13 protein-coding genes are annotated in these 17,987 nt (G+C 43.9%); 8 read left to right on the forward strand and 5 right to left on the reverse strand.

Annotation, left to right across the window (positions count from 1 at the left end):
• The first annotated feature begins 64 nt into the window (after positions 1–64).
• The 4 genes from ACPUEN_RS17115 to ACPUEN_RS17130 all read left to right on the forward strand — a co-directional run bounded on the left by ACPUEN_RS17115 (position 65) and on the right by ACPUEN_RS17130 (position 5,125).
• Positions 65–1,627, forward strand: coding sequence for an FAD-dependent oxidoreductase (locus tag ACPUEN_RS17115; RefSeq protein ID WP_425637145.1), 1,563 nt, complete (start codon positions 65–67; stop codon positions 1,625–1,627).
• Between the two features lie 20 nt (positions 1,628–1,647).
• Positions 1,648–3,147: a glycerol kinase GlpK gene (glpK, locus tag ACPUEN_RS17120; RefSeq protein WP_425637146.1), complete on the forward strand. Its 1,500-nt coding sequence runs from the start codon at positions 1,648–1,650 to the stop codon at positions 3,145–3,147.
• The gene (locus ACPUEN_RS17125) at positions 3,147–3,881 is read left to right on the forward strand and encodes an MIP/aquaporin family protein (RefSeq protein WP_425637148.1); all 735 of its coding nucleotides are present in this window, start codon (positions 3,147–3,149) and stop codon (positions 3,879–3,881) included. The genes glpK and ACPUEN_RS17125 overlap by 1 nt, the downstream gene beginning before the upstream one ends.
• Before the next feature lie 95 nt (positions 3,882–3,976).
• Positions 3,977–5,125 (forward strand): ATP-binding protein, encoded by a 1,149-nt coding sequence (locus tag ACPUEN_RS17130; protein WP_425637149.1) that lies wholly within the window; start codon positions 3,977–3,979, stop codon positions 5,123–5,125.
• Positions 5,126–5,189: 64 nt separating this feature from the next.
• Here ACPUEN_RS17130 and ACPUEN_RS17135 read toward each other — a convergent pair whose 3' ends face one another.
• Positions 5,190–6,332, reverse strand: a complete 1,143-nt coding sequence (locus tag ACPUEN_RS17135) for an acyl-CoA dehydrogenase family protein (protein ID WP_425637150.1) — start codon at positions 6,330–6,332, stop codon at positions 5,190–5,192.
• 238 nt (positions 6,333–6,570) lie between these two features.
• On the opposite strand from ACPUEN_RS17135, the gene ACPUEN_RS17140 reads away from it, so the two are divergent.
• Both ACPUEN_RS17140 and ACPUEN_RS17145 read left to right on the forward strand, forming a co-directional pair.
• Entirely contained in the window at positions 6,571–8,514 is a 1,944-nt protein-coding gene (locus ACPUEN_RS17140) for a tetratricopeptide repeat-containing sensor histidine kinase (protein ID WP_425637151.1), read from the forward strand.
• A 113-nt stretch (positions 8,515–8,627) separates the two neighbouring features.
• The gene (locus ACPUEN_RS17145) at positions 8,628–8,927 is read left to right on the forward strand and encodes a hypothetical protein (RefSeq protein ID WP_425637152.1); all 300 of its coding nucleotides are present in this window, start codon (positions 8,628–8,630) and stop codon (positions 8,925–8,927) included.
• A gap of 55 nt (positions 8,928–8,982) precedes the next feature.
• Here ACPUEN_RS17145 and ACPUEN_RS17150 read toward each other — a convergent pair whose 3' ends face one another.
• Both ACPUEN_RS17150 and ACPUEN_RS17155 read right to left on the reverse strand, forming a co-directional pair.
• On the reverse strand, positions 8,983–9,801 hold the full coding sequence (locus ACPUEN_RS17150) for an inositol oxygenase family protein (protein WP_425637153.1): 819 nt from the start codon (positions 9,799–9,801) through the stop codon (positions 8,983–8,985).
• A 4-nt stretch (positions 9,802–9,805) separates the two neighbouring features.
• The gene (locus tag ACPUEN_RS17155) at positions 9,806–11,410 is read right to left on the reverse strand and encodes a solute:sodium symporter family transporter (RefSeq protein WP_425637155.1); all 1,605 of its coding nucleotides are present in this window, start codon (positions 11,408–11,410) and stop codon (positions 9,806–9,808) included.
• Positions 11,411–11,585: 175 nt separating this feature from the next.
• On the opposite strand from ACPUEN_RS17155, the gene ACPUEN_RS17160 reads away from it, so the two are divergent.
• Positions 11,586–12,986 (forward strand): alpha/beta hydrolase family protein, encoded by a 1,401-nt coding sequence (locus ACPUEN_RS17160; RefSeq protein WP_425637156.1) that lies wholly within the window; start codon positions 11,586–11,588, stop codon positions 12,984–12,986.
• Positions 12,987–12,990: 4 nt separating this feature from the next.
• Here ACPUEN_RS17160 and ACPUEN_RS17165 read toward each other — a convergent pair whose 3' ends face one another.
• Both ACPUEN_RS17165 and dinB read right to left on the reverse strand, forming a co-directional pair.
• Entirely contained in the window at positions 12,991–15,954 is a 2,964-nt protein-coding gene (locus ACPUEN_RS17165; RefSeq protein ID WP_425637157.1) for a DNA polymerase III subunit alpha, read from the reverse strand.
• 1 nt (position 15,955) lies between these two features.
• Complete coding sequence (gene dinB, locus ACPUEN_RS17170) at positions 15,956–17,104, reverse strand: DNA polymerase IV (RefSeq protein WP_425637159.1); 1,149 nt, start codon at positions 17,102–17,104, stop codon at positions 15,956–15,958.
• Between the two features lie 69 nt (positions 17,105–17,173).
• Here dinB and ACPUEN_RS17175 point away from each other — a divergent pair, with 69 nt between their 5' ends.
• Positions 17,174–17,983 (forward strand): XRE family transcriptional regulator, encoded by an 810-nt coding sequence (locus ACPUEN_RS17175; protein ID WP_425637160.1) that lies wholly within the window; start codon positions 17,174–17,176, stop codon positions 17,981–17,983.
• Positions 17,984–17,987: the final 4 nt, after the last annotated feature.

The raw sequence follows: 17,987 nt of genomic DNA on the forward strand, positions 1-17,987 counted from the left end.
CAAGTCCTTTCAACCTGCTCTTTCCAGATTTTTACCTACCTTAAAATCCTATATTTTAATCTCTATGAATCGCCCAGAAAACCTCAGTCAGCTAAAAGATGAAACAAAAATTTGGGATATCGCCGTAATTGGTGGTGGATCTTCAGGCCTAGGAGTAGCTCTCGACGCTATATCCAGAGGACTTTCAGTAGTGCTTTTTGATAAATCTGATTTTGCCAAAGGCACCTCCAGCCGCAGCACCAAGCTTGTGCATGGAGGAGTAAGGTACCTTGCCCAAGGTGATGTGGGGCTGGTGTTCGAAGCGCTCAAGGAGCGTGGTAAACTTTTGCAAAATGCGCCTCATTTAGCGCATAATCAGCCATTTATTATCCCGATTTATACCTGGAAAGATCGCATGATGTATAGTGTAGGCTTGAAAGTCTATGACTGGATGTCTGGCAGGTTGAGCCTTGGTAAGTCAGAGTTTATATCCGTGGAAGAAACACTCAAGCGCCTTCCGGGACTTAAGCCTGATGGGCTTTATGGTGGAGTCGTTTATCATGACGGGCAGTTTGATGATGCAAGACTTGCTTTGAACCTCGCCCAGTCGGCAGATGAGGCGGGCACTTGTGTGTTGAATTACGTTAGCGTGAATGGTTTGGTGAAAAACGAGAATGGAAAGATTACCGGGTTGCATGTTTCTGATAAACTTTCCAGAGAAAAATATTTGGTCAATGCCAAAATGGTGGTGAATGCTACCGGAGTTTTTGCGGATAAAATTTTACAGATGGATAATCCTGAGGCTCCAAAAATGATTCAGCCAAGCCAAGGAATTCACTTGGTATTGGATTTAGATTTTTTGGGTGGAAAAGACGCCTTGATGATTCCGGAAACAAGAGATGGGAGAGTGCTTTTCGCTGTTCCGTGGCATGGCAAGCTTGTGGTGGGTACTACTGATACACTTCGGGAAAAGCCTAAATTGGAACCAGAAGCTCTGAAAAAGGAAATAGATTTTGTGCTTGAGACGGCTGCTGGCTACTTAGCTAAAGTACCTACTAGGGCAGATGTGAGATCTGTCTTCGCAGGACTTAGACCACTTGCCAGACCCAAGGAAGGAAGCACCAAAACCAAAGAGATTTCGCGCTCACACAAGGTGATTTTATCCGACTCTGGCTTGGTCACCTTGACGGGAGGAAAGTGGACTACATTCAGAAAAATGGGAGAGGATACTGTGGAATATTTCACCAAAGTCACAGGTGAAAAGTTGAGGGCCAGTAAATCTCTGGATATGAAAATTCACGGTGCTACCAATTATGTTCCAGCCGGGCACTGGGGGATTTACGGTTTTGATGCCAAACCTATCCAAGATCTTATCAAGGCTAACAAAGCTTGGGAGTCGAAATTGCATTCTGACTTCCCGAATATAGAAGCTGAGGTAATCTGGTCTGTACGTGAAGAAATGGCGGTGAAAGTTGAAGATGTTTTAGCAAGAAGAATCCGAATGTTATTCTTGGATGCCCAAGCTGCTATTGATACAGCTCCAAAAGTTGCAAAACTGATGGCCGATGAAATGGGAAAAGATGAGGAGTGGATAGAGACCGAACTGGCTGACTTTAACAGGACAGCTTCGAAATATTTGATTAAATAATAACCCACAAATAACCCAAAATGAGTCAAAATAAAACTTATATAATGGCTCTAGACCAAGGTACCACGAGTTCTAGAGCTATTCTTTTTGATAAAAAGGGCAAGATTCTTTCCGTCGCTCAAAAAGATTTCAAGCAATATTTTCCCAAAGCAGGTTGGGTAGAGCATGATCCTGAAGAAATCTGGACTTCACAATCATCTGTGATGATAGAAAGTCTAGTCAATAAAAAAATCAAAGCAAATCAGGTGGCTGCGATAGGCATCACCAACCAGCGGGAAACGACAATAGTTTGGGATAGAAAAACCGGGAAGGCCATCTATAATGCCATTGTCTGGCAGGATCGCCGAACGGCCAATTACTGCAATGAGCTGAAGGATAAGGGCCATTCTGAAATGGTAGTTTCAAAGACAGGTTTGATCATTGATGCCTACTTTTCAGCAACCAAAATCAAATGGATTCTTGACAATGTAGATGGTGCAAGAAAAAGAGCAGAAGCAGGAGAACTTGCTTTTGGAACGGTAGATTCCTGGTTGATTTGGAACCTCACATCAGGGAAAACGCATATCACAGATATCACAAATGCGAGCCGTACGATGCTTTTCAATATTCATTCGCAGGAATGGGATCAGGAGTTACTGGATTTGTTTGATATTCCTGCTTCACTTTTGCCAGAAGTAAAATCATGTAGCGAAGTTTATTGTGAGACGGCAGGTGACGTATTAAGTGTAAAAATCCCAATTGCGGGAATTGCTGGAGATCAGCAGGCTGCACTTTTCGGACAACTTTGTACTGAGCCAGGAATGGCTAAAACTACTTATGGCACCGGTTGCTTTTTGGTCATGAATACCGGGAAGGAAGCTGTCAGGTCAAAAAATCAATTGCTAACAACAATCGCTTGGAAAATCGGAGATGAAATCAATTATGCACTGGAAGGTTCTGTCTTTATAGGTGGGGCCGCAATTCAGTGGTTGCGGGACGGGATAGGACTCTTCGGCCATGCTAGAGAAAGTGAACGCTTAGCAGAAAGCATAGATGGTAATGATGGGGTTTATTTCGTGCCAGCGCTTTCAGGCCTTGGAGCTCCGCATTGGGATCAAAATGCAAGAGGAGCTTTCTTTGGAATCACCCGAGGAACAGAGAAGGCGCACATGGCTAGAGCTGCCCTTGAAGCGATTGCCTACCAAGTTCATGATGTGCTAAAAGCTATGGAAAAAGACGCTGGTAAGCCAACCAAGGAGCTACGCGTGGACGGTGGTGCTACAGCCAATAATTTCCTGATGCAGTTTCAGGCAAATCTGTTGGATTGTGAAATCAAAAGGCCAGAAATTATTGAAACGACTGCGATTGGTGCAGCGTTTTTAGCGGGACTTGCAATTGGTTTCTGGGAAAACAGAGAGGAAATCCAAGCTCTATGGAACGCTGATAAGAGCTTCACTCCAAGTATGGAGAAAGAGGATCGGGAAAAGTTGATACATTTTTGGCACAAAGCGGTAGAACGCTCTAAAAACTGGGTTGAATAATGAATGTATATCTAGCAGAATTAATAGGAACAGGTCTGTTGCTATTGTTAGGTTCAGGAGTCGTAGCGAACATGCTTTTGCCAAAAACCAAAGGAAACGGTGGAGGCATCATGGAGATCAGTACTGCGTGGGCTTTGGCAGTATTTGTAGGAGTAGTAGTCGCTGGACCATATAGTGGGGCACATCTAAACCCTGCAGTAACGATTGGGCTGGCTTTGACGGGTCAATTTGAATGGGCAATGGTACCTGGGTATATTCTTGCTCAGGTACTAGGAGCAATGATTGGAGTAGGAATAGCTTGGCTGGTCTATAAAGATCACTACGACGCTACAGATGATGTTGGTTTAAAAGCTGCACCATTTGGCACTTCGCCAGCGATCAGAAATCTTTCTTTAAATTTCTTTTCAGAGTTAATGGGGACTTTTGTCTTGATCTTGGTGATTCTCTATAACGATGGAGTAGAGATTGGAGACAGCAATAAAACACCTATAGGAATGGGTTCGCTTGGGGCAATCCCGGTAGCATTTTTGGTTTGGGTAATCGGTTTAGGTCTAGGAGGGACGACTGGCTATGCGATCAATCCAGCCCGTGATTTCGGCCCAAGACTGATGCACTCAATTTTACCGATTAAAGGCAAGGGAAGCTCAGATTGGGGATATGCTTGGGTTCCTGTGTTAGGGCCAATTGTTGGGGCGGCATTGGCAGCGGGACTGTATTTGGTGGCCGGGGCATAAATTCATGCTATCGAAGCTCTTTTAATAGCAAAAATGTAAGTTTGGTGATCGTAATCACCAATTATACGTATATTTGGTGATTACGATCACTGAAAATGCATATTTCACGAATTCTATTCGAAGTATTAAACGCTAAAATTGACTTCAAAAAAGCAATTTTATTGCTTGGGCCAAGGCAAGTTGGGAAGACCACCCTTGTTAAAAAATTAGCAGAATCTCTCTCATCAAACTTCCTGTACTTAAATGGGGATGAGACTGGAGTCCAAAGCTCCCTTGCTGAGCCTAGCATTTCGTTTCTCAAATCCTATCTAGGACAGAGTAAAGTAGTGGTAATAGATGAAGCACAACGCATTCCGTCAATTGGCCTAACTCTTAAACTTATCGTGGATAACTTCAATGGTCTTCAACTTCTCGTAACAGGATCTTCTGCATTGGAGCTTTCCAGCACAATCAATGAGCCTCTGACAGGAAGAAAGTGGGAGTATAAAATGTATCCCTTAAGTTGGAAGGAAATAAGTCATTCTTTAGGGATGCCGGAAGCATTAGGGAGCTTGGAAACCAACTTGGTTTTTGGAACTTATCCAGAAGTTGTTACTCAAAAAGGCAATGAAATTCCAGTGTTAACTAATCTTGCAACGAGTTATTTATATAAAGATTTACTGAATTTTCAGGGAATTAGAAAGCCTGAACTTTTAAACAAAATTTTGCAAGCATTGGCTTGGCAGGTCGGCTCAGAAGTTAGTTTTAATGAATTGAGCAGAACGGTTCAAGCAGATAAGGTTACTGTTTCCAGCTATATAGATCTTCTGGAGAAAGCATTTATTATAACAAGGCTTAATCCATTTTCAAGAAACCTTAGATCTGAAATTAGCTCGAGTAGAAAAATATACTTTATCGATAATGGGATAAGAAATGCCATTATAGGTAATTATGCCCCTGTTTCAGGTAGAAATGATATTGGAGCACTTTGGGAAAATTACCTGATTTCGGAGAGACAAAAGTTGCTGGCATATCATGGGTTTTATGGACAAACCTATTTCTGGAGGACAACCCGAGGTCAGGAAATAGATTATATAGAGGAAATTGATGGTAAAATTTACCCTTTTGAGTTCAAATGGAATGCAATGGCTAAAGCGAAGTTTCCCAAAACGTTTCTAGAGAATTATTCTTCTGAAAAGCCAAAAGTTATACACAGAGAAAATTTTTGGGAATGGTTAAATTTCTACCCATACACAAAAGCCTGAAATCTCAGCAGATCTCAGGCTTTATTGGTTTTTTTCTACCTCCAGCTTCCAGCTTCCAATCTTCCTACTTCAATATCTCTCTCGCAATCACCATTTTCTGTATTTCCGATGTCCCTTCGCCAATGGTACAAAGCTTGGAGTCTCGATAGAACTTTTCAACAGGATAATCCTTGGTGAAGCCATATCCGCCAAAAATCTGCACTGCTTCGTTAGACACAGAAACGGCAACTTCAGAAGAATAGTACTTGGCTTGGGCTCCAGCTAGTGTCACTTTTTCTCCACGGTTTTTGAGGTTCGCAGCTTTAAAAATCAACAAACCGGAGGCTTCTACCTGAGTAGCCATGTCGGCAAGTTTGAAGGAAATTCCCTGAAAGGAACTGATCGGTTTATTGAATTGATGTCTTTCTTTGGAATATTGAATAGAGGCCTCCAGTGCTCCTTCAGCGATTCCTTGTCCGAGTGCTGCAATGGAAATTCTACCGCCATCTAAGATTTTCATGGATTGGATAAAGCCGTCTCCAACTTCGCCTAATACTTGACTCTCGTGGACAATGCAATCATCGAAAAGCATCTCGGCAGTTTCCGAAGCTCGCATTCCGAGTTTGTCTTCTTTTCTTCCACCCTTAAATCCAGGAGTGCCTCGCTCTACTATAAAAGCAGTCATACCATGAGAATCACCGATTTCACCTGTTCTTGCAATAACGACAGCCACATCGCCGGATACGCCATGTGTGATGAAGTTTTTCGCTCCATTGATGATCCAAGTGTCTCCTTCTTTTTTGGCGACGGTTCGCATATTTCCTGCATCGGAGCCTGTATTTGGCTCAGTCAATCCCCAGGCTCCCAGCCATTCGCAGGTAGCCAGTTTAGGTAGGTATTTTTTCTTTTGCTCCTCATTACCAAACATCATGATATGTCCTGAGCAAAGGGAATTGTGCGCTGCCATAGAAAGTCCTACAGAAGGGTCAAGCTTAGAAAGCTCTACGATCGCTGTGACGTATTCCATATAGCCAAATCCTGAGCCTCCATATTCGGTGGGGATCAAAACACCCATCAGCCCTAGCTCACCAAGTTTTTTGAAAAGTTCTAGCGGAAAATGGGATCTATCATCCCAATCTTTCCGGAATGGAGTAATTTCCTTAGCTCCAAAATCACGAATCATCTGAGCGATCATCCGCTGATTTTCATTTTGATTAAAATCTAACATGTTTATGTATTTGGGTTTATCGTCTACTATAAGAACCCTAAGATTCAGAAATAGTTTGGTATCAACAAATCGAAGGATTCCATAGTATATTTTATTTTTAACTCTTTCTCAATCAAATAAATATGTATTCTGAAGATTGATATGGATATTCTGGAATTCTAAATAATCTTTGCCAACAGATAATTGCTTCTTGCTAGAGCAAGATTTTTTCATTTATTTCCCAACAAATCAATTGTTTATGTATTCTTTTTACCGATTCTTAGGAATTTGTTTATTCGTCCTATCTACACAAGATCTTTCTGCACAGACCACTTCCGAACTACTTGATAGTCTTAAAACCGAACTTTCTAAAGCTAAAACGGCTAATGATCGCTCCTTGATTCTTTCAGAATTGACATGGTATTACGTGCCAGTTTCGCAGGATACGGCGATCCTATTTGGAGAAGAAAATATAGAAGTTGCAAAATCAATTGATGACCCTGTGATGCTAGCTCAAGCATACAGCGATTTGGGCTATGCAAATATGGAAAAAGGGGACCTGATAGAAGCTAGAAAAAACTATCAGCAAGCTTTGAAACTACGGTATCAGACAGGGGATTCAACAAAGATTTACGGCACCATCACCAACCTAGGATCTGTGTATCAGCGGGATTTTCAGTCTGATTCTGCCATGGTCAATTACCTTAAAGCCTTGGGTTTTTTCGAGCGGACAGGAAACGATAGGAATGCTGACTTTGTGCGAAATAATATTGGGGTGATTTATTTGGAAATGAGAAATTATGCAAAGGCTTTGGAAATAATGCAGGAAGTAGCAGAATACCGAAAGGCGCAGAATGATGACTTCAATTTGGCTCATACCTTGGTGAATATTGGCAATATCAATAAGAACCTGAAAGAATTCGAAAATGCAGAAAAAAACTACTTGGATGCCCTTCAGATTTTTCAAGCAGAAGGGGGAAGTGATTATTACACGGCCACAACTTATAACAACCTAGCTACCCTTTATAACGCTCAAAAGAAAAGTGATCTCGCTATTTCTTATGCAGAAAAAGGGTTGGCGCTAGCTGAGCAGGTTGGGGCTGACTATGATTATGCGTTGATCGAGTCAAATCTAGCTCAATCCTACCACGACCTAAAGAATTATCCGAAATCCAGAGAATATTACTTGCTTGCCGTGGAGCATTTCAAAGCGCAAAATGCCGAGGACGATATTGCATCTATGTACCTTCTCATGTCTCCAGTGTATGCAGCTTTAAACATGCCTGATAGCTCTGCATATTACACATCAGCTTATGCAGATCTGAATAAGAAATTGATTGAGCAGGACATACAGCAGCTCACTACAGATCTGGAAACGCGCTACCAATCTGAGCAAAAAGACGCTGCTATTGCTCGTCAACAACTTGAACTTAGAGCCAAGAATTTTCAAGTGTATGGTTCATTGGTATTGGCATTAGTCCTAGGCTTGGTGGGATATCTTCTATACTCTCAGCAAAAGCTGAAAAACCGTCAACTCACTCAGGAAGGTGAATTGAAAGTAGCTTTGGCACAAATCGATACTCAAAACAAGCTTCAGGAACAACGGGTATTGATTTCTCGTGATCTTCATGATAATATCGGGGCACAGCTCACATTTATCATTTCTGCGATAGAAAACCTCAAGTATTTTGACCCGATCAAGGATACGCTCACGCATCGGTATGACTCCATCTCCAATTTCACCAAGCAAACCATTACCGAGCTTCGCGATACTATCTGGGCAATGAATTCAGGCCAAATCACCTTAGGCCAACTGTCTGCCAGAATTTCTGATTACCTGGAGAGAGCAGGGATTTCCACACTAGGTATCAACTTTGAATTTGATGTGGATAAAAGTTTGGACCCAAACTTTAGTATAGTTTCATCTGAGGGAATACAGATTTACAGAATAGTGCAGGAGGCGATTCAAAATGCCATCAAATACGCTTATCCAAGCCAAATTCTGGTTAGCGTCTCTAAAATCGACGATGAGTTTCAGCTGGAAATAAAAGATGACGGGACGGGGTTTGACGAGTCAACCATTAAACCTGGGAATGGCTTGTATAATATGCGCAAACGTGCTGAGGAGCTTGGCGGAAAGTTAGAAATAGCCTCAGAAACAGGCAAAGGCACATCCGTTACACTTTTAATTCCGAAAACTTAAATCCGACAGGTGAATAGGTTGAGGTGATAAAGAAGGGTAAATAGTCCATTTGCCGTATTATTTCTGGCCATTGGTTTACCTAGTTTTGAAAGACTACATCTTTTCATCTTTTAATGGTCCTATCCATTTTTGAAAATCACTTATTAGGCATTTTAGTCTTATTGGTTTTGGGCAGTATTGCACTGCTTCATTACCTGTTGTTTCGGGAATACGTCCGCCAGGATAAGATTCAAAGCAAACGACTTGTTGAAATGGAAGGATTGGTGAGAAATGAGATAAAGCGTTCCCAAGGATTGAGTAATCAAATAGGCGAGCTTTCGAAAATCAAAGAAAAAACACAAACACAGCTGGACCTAATCAAGCTGCAAGTCAAGTCTATAGATATAGCAGCGAGCAGTAAAAAAAATAGGTAGTAATTATCGTTGGATAAACTACTACCTATTCAGGATCAAAAGTTATGAGCTTGTTTTACCAGAAGATTGGACCTTTACCCAGATACTTCTCGGCAATCGGTAAGTAATAATCCTTCACATCCTCCAAATCATAGATTTTTGGAGACTTGGTATATAGGTCATACTGATTGAAATCCAGTATCCACTCCTTATACTTCGCATCCTGAGGGGCTTCAAACTGCGAATAACTTCCGCCATTGTGCCAAGGATAAAACGAATGATAGCGTACCATAACCATTCCCGCTTCAGGAATTGTGTTTGTTGGATGATTTTTCAATACCTGATAAAAGTACTCATCGTGTCCCCAAGCAAGCTCCAGATTATCCAAGCCACAACCTCTTTCATAAATTCCTAATTCCGTATTGTAGCGAGGATCTTTCATGTCAGGATTTAGCGCATTGAACTCAGGGTAAACGCAGGTATCAGGCAGTTTTGCACCAACCACAAACACATCACCAACCAAGCCCCATTGCTCGTCCTGGCTCGTGCCGTCCTCGTCAGAACCGAATAAATACATCACCTTGCCAAGGTCGTGGATCAATCCGACCAACTGCATCCAATCAGGACGGTTGTCAGCACGTAAAGCTTCTGCTGACTGAATCAAGTGCTGTACATTCGGCAAATCCAGATCAGGATCACTCACATCGATTAGCGCATTGAGTTTTTCCATGGCATCCCACAGATTCATCGGCTTGTCAAACTTCAAATATTTTGACTTCATCCGCTCTACATAATCGTAGGTCTGATACATGCGCATTTTTCGATAATGCTCCTTTACGGCAGCCTTGATATCGACATGATCGTAATTTCTGAATTCTTTTTCTGTAGTTTCCATAGCCTTAAGCGATTGTACCCAAAATTACATAAATAATTACTGTGATTGCAATCAAAATCCATCCTAGAGTTGTGGCATATTTCCAAGGAACTATGCTCAATTTGCCTGAATCCACCATTACAAACGGAGTTTTTACAGGGAATTGTGCAGACACTAAATGCATCACAATCAGATTGAGGACAAACTCAATGCCCCAAATATGAACGAAGTGGAGGTTGACTTGAAGTATCAAATCCATCAAAATGTAGAATCCAAGCCCGAATGCCAGTCCTGCTTTGGCCCCAGCGGCAGATACTTTCGGGAAAAAGAATCCCGCGATAATCACCGTTGCCATCGGGATAAAGAAGATACCATTCAACTGCTGTAAAAGCTGGTAAAGTCCAGCCGGAGCATTGGCCACAAATGGAGCAACAAGAATAGAGACAATCGCTAAAATAGCTGAAACCCACTTTCCGATTCGGACGAGTTGACCTTCTTTAGCCGATTTTCTTATATATACTTTGAAAATATCCAGACTGAAAATAGTCGCTGCGCTATTCAAGGCACTATTAAATGTGCTCAAGATTGCTCCCATGATCACGGCCACGAAGAAACCAGTCATCCAAGGAGGAAGCACACGCTTTACCAGTTCGGGATAAACGCTATCCTGAGAATCAAAAAGAGTGTCTCCGAAATAATAGAAACCAATAATCCCAGGCAGCACAATCACCAGTGGAATCAGAATTTTTAAAATACCTGTGAACAACAAACCCTTTTGTGCTTCTTTTAGACTTACGGCTCCCAAAGCTCGCTGCACTATGGATTGGTGCATGGTCCAGAAGTAAAGTTGATTAATAATCAATCCTGTGAAAAGTACTTCGAATGGCAAAATAGAATCTCTCGAACCAGGACCAATCGAGGGCCCCTTGCTGACCACATTGAATTTCTCCGGAGCGTTGTTGAATACCTTAGTAATGCCTGTTATAATATTTCCATCTCCAATATCCCAAAGTGCAAAAATAGGTACCAGCAAACCTGCGATGAGTAAACCAAAACCGTTAATTGTGTCTGTGTAAGCGACCATTTTCAATCCTCCAAAAATCGCATAAACCGCCCCAATCACGCCCACAACGATCACGGTAAGCCAAATTCCTTCTGCCTGAGTAATATTCAAAGTTTCTGAAATCCCAAAAATTGACTCAATATTGATCGCTCCGGTGTAAAGAACTATAGGCAAAAGTGTAACGACAAAAGAGATGATCAGCAAGAGGGAAATCAGTGCCTGAGTCATTTTATCATACCTTTTCTCCAAAAACTCAGGAATGGTAGTCAGTCCCATTCTCAGGTATTTTGGGATAAAATACAGCGCGCCAATCACCAGGGCGATGGCAGAAGTGACTTCCCAAGCAATAATGATTGCTCCATTTTTATAGGCCGACCCATTCATTCCTACCAGATGCTCTGTGGAAATATTGGTAAGCAACATGGATCCGGCGATGACTACGCCAGTAAGGCTGCGGCCGCCTAGGAAATAACCGTCTTGAGTAGCAAGGTTTTGTTTGCGTAGCATCCAAGTGGAATAGATTGCTACAAAACCAGTAAAGGCTAGGAAACTAAAAAGTGTGAGCACTGAGTTAGGGTTTGGGTGGGTTTGTTAATTGTATGTTGGAAAATAGGGAATTAGGATGGATGGGACAATTTTCTCTTTCAAATGATACCCATCCTTCAAATATTTTTTCATTAATTTCCCGAACAAGTTTAGTTGGATTGATTTTTATCATCATCCCAAGTATTAAAAAACCGCTATGAAAAGATTTGCACTACTTGCTATATCAGTATTGATCACGCTGACAGGTTTTTCCCAAGAAATCACCGGCCAGTGGAATGGCGCTCTGAAAGTGCAGGGGATTCAGCTTCGTTTAGTATTCAATGTGAAGAAAACTGATACTGGCTACAGCGCCACGATGGATAGTCCAGATCAAGGAGCATTCGGGATTCCGGTGTCTTCCACCAGTTTTGAAAATAATACACTTAAAATTGCCATTACCAACGCGAATATTAAATACGAAGGGACGCTGGGAGATGACAATATTATCATTGGTGTTTTCAATCAGGCAGGTCAGTCATTCCCAATGAATCTATCCAGAGAGGAGATTGAGAAATTAGGTTCCAATAGACCTCAGGAGCCTAAAAAGCCCTTTCCTTACCGTTCTGAAGAAGTGATTTTTGAAAATAAGCAGGCAGAAATATTGCTGGCTGGTACGCTCACGATTCCTGAGCAGGAGGGGATATACCCAGCGGTGGTGCTGATCTCAGGATCTGGTCCGCAAAATCGAAATGAGGAATTGATGGGGCATAAGCCATTTCTGGTTTTGTCAGATTATCTGACTAGAAATGGGATAGCGGTTTTGCGTTTTGATGATCGCGGGACAGCAGCCTCCACGGGTGATTTCAGTGCAGCTACTTCGGTCGATTTTGCTACCGATGTAGCTTCTGCAGTGCAGTATTTGCAGGCAAGACCAGAGATCGATAAAAGTAAAATCGGCCTGATGGGTCATAGCGAAGGTGGAATTATTGCGCCTATGGTTGCTGCAGATTCAGATGACATTGACTTTATCGTGTTGCTAGCGGGTACCGGAATTCGTGGAGACAAACTCCTTCTGGCACAGCAAGAGCTGATCGGCAAAGCATCCGGTATGACTCCCAATCAGCTGGCAGAGAATGAAATGCTCAGTAAGAAGGTGTTTGAAATCATCCTCAAAGAACAGGGAGAAGAAGAAATGAAGGGAGAAATCAGAAATCACATGACGCAGGTATTCCGAAATATTCCAGCGGCGAGCGTGCCAAGTGGAATGACTGAGGATGAATTTGTCAATGCTCAGATGGCTCAAATGACTAACCCTTGGATGCAGTATTTCATCAGGTATGATCCTGCCCCGATATTGCAGAAAGTAAGCTGTCCGGTGCTGGCAATCAATGGAGAGAAGGATCTCCAAGTTCCGCCAAAAGAGAACCTGGAAGCTATAAAAGCAGGTTTGGCCAAAGGAGGAAACACGAATGTGACCACTGTGGTATTGCCAGGACTGAATCACTTATTTCAGGAAGCTGAGACTGGTTTGATTGGCGAATATGTGGAGATAGAGCAAACCATTTCACCTAAAGCGCTTGAACTCGTCACCAGTTGGATTAAGGAGCAGGTGAAGTAATATACTATAGATTTGCTGCGTAGTCTTTGACTCCCACCACCTCCTTCTTTCCCTTTAATCCCACTTTCCACATGCCCTGTACATCCACGGCAAACGTGCCAAATTCCTCTACGACCTTGCCACGCATTTTGTAAAATCCTTTGCCCTGAAAAGGAAATCGCTTCAGGGAAGGGGGAAAGTGAACGGTATCCAGCCAGTCGCCTTGAGGATCCAGAAAAGTCCCAAAAGCCATGTGCTCCCTATGGATGGTTCGCACATCTTTGGTGACTACAAGTTGTCCGAGAACTTCTACATTTTTTCCGAGCAACTCAGGGAGCTGGGCTGCCAGCACGGTTCCTTTGCCATCATGGGCACAAAGCCGGAACATATCCGTAAGCGCAAAACCCAGCACATTGATCTCGTCCAGCGCATCTTCCAGTGGGTAATCCGGAAAATCAGGAAGTGTGAAATTCATGGCAGGTTCCTTGAAAAGCGCAGGGGAATCAGGAATAGTAGTCAGATGCTTTTGGGCGAAATTGGCTTTCCAAAGGAGTTTCTTTTTTCCCAAACCTGTAAATCCAAAAGCTCCCACGCTGATCAGAATATTCAGTTGCTCCGGTCCGGCATGCGTACGCTCGATGAAGTCTTCCAAACTCAGGTAATCGCCATTGAGCTGCTTTTCCTGCAGGATTAAATCGCAAAGCTTCTTCTCCAGTTGTTGCACGTGGATCAGGCCGACAAAAACCTCTTCGCCCCGGATATTGGTGAGGTATTCACTGCGGTTTACGCAAGGGGGATTGACCTTAGCTCCGGTGCGCTTGAGCTCGTGGAAATAGAATTCGGTGGCATAGAATCCTCCGAAATTATTGATCACTGCGACCATGAATTCCATGGGGAAATAGGTCTTCAGGTAAAGACTCTGATAGCTTTCCACAGCGAAAGAAGCCGAGTGTGCCTTTGAAAAGGAATAGCCGCCGAAAGATTCCATCTGCCTCCAAATTTCCGCCGCGGCAGTATCATCGTGGCCAAGTTTCTTGCAGTTTGCAAAATATTTTTCCCGGATCTCATTGAAGCGATTGTGTGATCTGTACTTGCCGGACATGGCTCTGCGCAGAATGTCCGCTTCACCCATATCCAGCCCCGCAAAGTGATGGGCGACCTTGATCACATCTTCCTGATACACCATCACACCGAAGGTTTCCTCCAGCAATTCCTTCATTTTGGGATGGAGGTAGATGATTTTGTTGGGGTCGTGAAAGCGCTCGATATACTGCTTCATCATGCCCGACTGAGACACCCCGGGCCGGATAATGGAGCTCGCGGCTACCAGCGTGAGGTAATCGTCACATTTCAGTTTTGTGAGGAGTTGACGCATCGCCGGACTCTCGATGTAAAAGCAGCCGATGGTATCTGCTTTTCGGATTTGCTCGGCAACTTTCGGGTCGCTCATAAACTGCTCCACCCGATGGATATCGATGTCAATTCCCCGATTGCGCTTCACTAGCGCGATGGCTTCTTTGATATGACCCAATCCCCGCTGACTGAGAATATCGAGTTTGAATAAGCCGATTTTCTCTGCCAAAAACATGTCGATCTGCGCCGTGCAAAACCCCTTTGGAGGAAGTTCATTCACGGTGTATTGATAGATGGGTTTTTCGGAAATCAACATTCCTCCCGGGTGAATGGAAAGATGATTTGGGAAATTTTCCAGCAGTTGGCCGTATTTAAGAATGGTACGCTGGATTTTGTCCTCATTCATCGGCTGATCCTTGCCACGGACGAGCTGGTCGATTTCTTCTTTTGGCAGGCCAAAAACCTTCCCGAGTTCACGGATAACGGCTCTTCGCTGAAAGGTGCTGTACATTCCCAACAGGGAAACATGATCCTTGCCGTAGCGCTTGAAAATGTAATCTATGACTTCGTCCCGGTCTTTCCAGGAGAAATCTATGTCAAAATCCGGAGGTGAAGTTCGGTGTGGATTGAGAAATCGCTCGAAATACAAGTCGAGTTTGATGGGGTCCACGTCAGTGATCTTGAGACAGTAGGCCACGATGGAATTGGCGCCGCTCCCTCTGCCTACGTAGTAAAAGCCTCGGTTTTGAGCGTAGCGGATCACGTCCCAGACGATCAGGAAATAGGCGTTGAAATTCAGGTCGTTGATGATTTTCAGTTCTTTGATCACCCGTGCTTTGGCGACGGGATTATTACCATAGCGGTACTGGAAGCCTTCCATAGCCAGCTTTTCCAGTAAAATCCTGTCGTCTTCCCCGCTGGCGCTGTAGTGCTTTTTATTTTTGTCGGTGTGGAGTTGGGTTTTTATTTCACAGGAATCGATAAGCTGCAGCGTGTTGCTGATCATGCCGGGGAAATTCCGAAAAGCACTCATCAGTGCTGCTTCTGAGACGAACATTTCTTCCGGTGAGGCAAAGTCTTTTTCTCCCAACTTACTGATCAAAGTGTTTTTGCCGATGGCCCGGAGCAGACGATGAATATTGAACGCCGTTTTGTCCTGAAAAGTCACCGGATGCCGGATGATATATTTCTTGGGGAAAGCTTCTACTTCCTGCTTTTTGATACGATTCAGTTCGCTCGCCAATACACCAATAAATTCATGTTCTTTTAGCTTTTGCGCAGCAAAGCTTCCAGAAGGATAAATAATCAAAACTTCCAAAAAGCACTCGGGACGCTCTGGAAAAGCCTGCTCAGCCTGTAAATGCTGAGACAAAAAACGATTGATCTCAAGTAAGCCGATATCGTTTTTTGCTAAAAGCAAGTAGCAAAATTTATCCTCATTTCGGATCTCGGTTCCGACGATAGGTTTGATGTTTTTCACCCTACAGAAATCCACAAAATCCCAGAGATCCGCGGTGCTGTTGATATTGGTGAGGCCAAGGGAGGATAGGCCGCGTTCGGCTGCAGCGGTCACGAGCTTCTCGGTGCTGAAGGTGCCGTAGCGGTAGCTAAACCAGGTTTTACAATTGATAAACATCTTAGGCGCGGGTTAGGGTGATGGCTCGGGTCAGGCTTTTTTCGCCATAGCGGTTTTTGATCCAGTCGATAGCTTGATAAAGGCTCACGCCTTCTTCGGTGTCCTGGAAAAGGTCGATTTGCTGGCAGCCTTGCACGAGATGACTGACCTTCACGCCGACCAGACGCACGAGCATTCTCTTTTCATAGAGCTTCGCAAAGAGTTCTTTTGCCCGCTCCAAAAGCACTTCGTCCGAACTGGTATAAGAGATAATGCACTGCCGGCTGACGGTATCGAAGTTGGCGTAGCGGAGCTTCACCGTGATGCAGCCGCAGAGCTTCTGCTTTTGGCGCAGTTCAAAACCGACCTTCTCTGTCATTCGTACCAGTTGACTGTTCAGAAAAGCCATATCGATGGTGTCCGATTCGAAGGTGTTTTCGGTACCAATACTCTTTTGCTCTGTGTAAGGAATGACCGGCGACTCGTCAATTCCGTTGGCTTTTCGGGAAAGGTCGATTCCCCATTTCCCCAGGAGATTTTGCATCATTCGGGGTGGGATTTCGCTGAGTAAGCGGATGTTTTCCACGCCCATTCGCTCCAATAATGTGGAGGTTTTTTCACCTATTCCCGGCATTCTTCGAATGGGAAGTGGTGCGAGGTAAGGCTTTTCTGTGCCAAAAGGAATCGTGGTCTGCCCATTGGGTTTGGCATCATGCGTGGCAACTTTGGATACCAGTTTGTTCACTGCCAAAGCACAGGAAATCGGTAAGCCGGATTCCTTGACGATCTTTTCACGTAGCTCTTTGGTGAATTTTTCGCAGCCAAAAAACCGGTCCATTCCCGTCATATCGATGTAAAACTCATCAATCGAAGCTTTTTCCATCAGCGGAACCTGCTCCTGAATTACTTCGGTGACCAAGCGCGACTGCTGGCTGTAGCTGTCGTGATCGCCTTTGATGTAGAATGCCGAAGGGCAAAGTCTCCGTGCCAGCTTCATAGGCATGGCGGAATGTACACCAAATTTCCGGGCCTCGTAACTGCACGACGCCACCACGCCACGGTCGGAACTGCCGCCGATGATGACGGGCTTTCCTCTTAGCGCTTCGTTTTTCAACCGCTCCACAGACACAAAAAACGTGTCCAGATCCAAATGCACGATATGCCTTTCCATTTCTCAGATTACTTGCTATATTTGATAGTATTAGTATCAATTTATTGTCATTAATTGTATCGAAATAAAATGGGAAGTCAAAGCTTTTTTTGGGCGGGCAATCTGAAATTTCTCAGAAAGCGACGCAAATTGAGTCAGGACATGCTGGCTGAAAATCTTGGCATGACTCGCGCCAAGTTGAACGCGCATGAAAATGGGCATAGTAAGTCGCCAGCAATCGAGGATTTGCTACTCTGTGCGGATTATTTTCGGATGAGTGTGGACACACTGCTGCGGGTGGATCTATCCAAACTGAGTGAGCTGAAAATCCGTGATCTGGAAGCTGGAAATGATGTGTTTCTGAGTGGTTCGAAAGTTCGGATTCTCGCCACCACCGTCAGCTCAAGTAATGAGGACAACATAGAACTCGTGCCGATCAAGGCGAAAGCGGGTTACTTGGGAGGTTTTGGAGATCCGGAGTATTTAAGTACCCTGCCCGTTTTCAATCTGCCAAATCTGTCAAAAGACAAAAAATACCGCATGTTCCAAACTGAGGGCGATAGCATGTTGCCGATTGCGGATGGAGCTTACGTGATCGGCTCGTACTTGTCTGAGTGGCGGCTTCCCAAAGAAATTCCATGCGTGGTGGTGACGGCAAGTGAAGGAGTCAGTTTTAAGATGCTGAGTTTTCAGGTCGAGGAGAGAAGCTTTTTGCTACGCTCGCTAAATCCAATTTACACGCCTTACAAAGTACCGGCTGAGGAAATCCGGGAGATCTGGAAGTTTGAATATTATATGAGTGATGAGTTTCCGCAGGAACCATTGACATTGCAGCAAGTCGGGATTGAGATCTCGGAGATTAATAGGAAGCTGGGGTTGATGCAGACAGGTAACCTTTGAGGTT

It is taken from the genome of Algoriphagus yeomjeoni (genome assembly GCF_049821175.1).
In the GTDB taxonomy this organism is placed as follows: domain Bacteria; phylum Bacteroidota; class Bacteroidia; order Cytophagales; family Cyclobacteriaceae; genus Algoriphagus; species Algoriphagus yeomjeoni_A.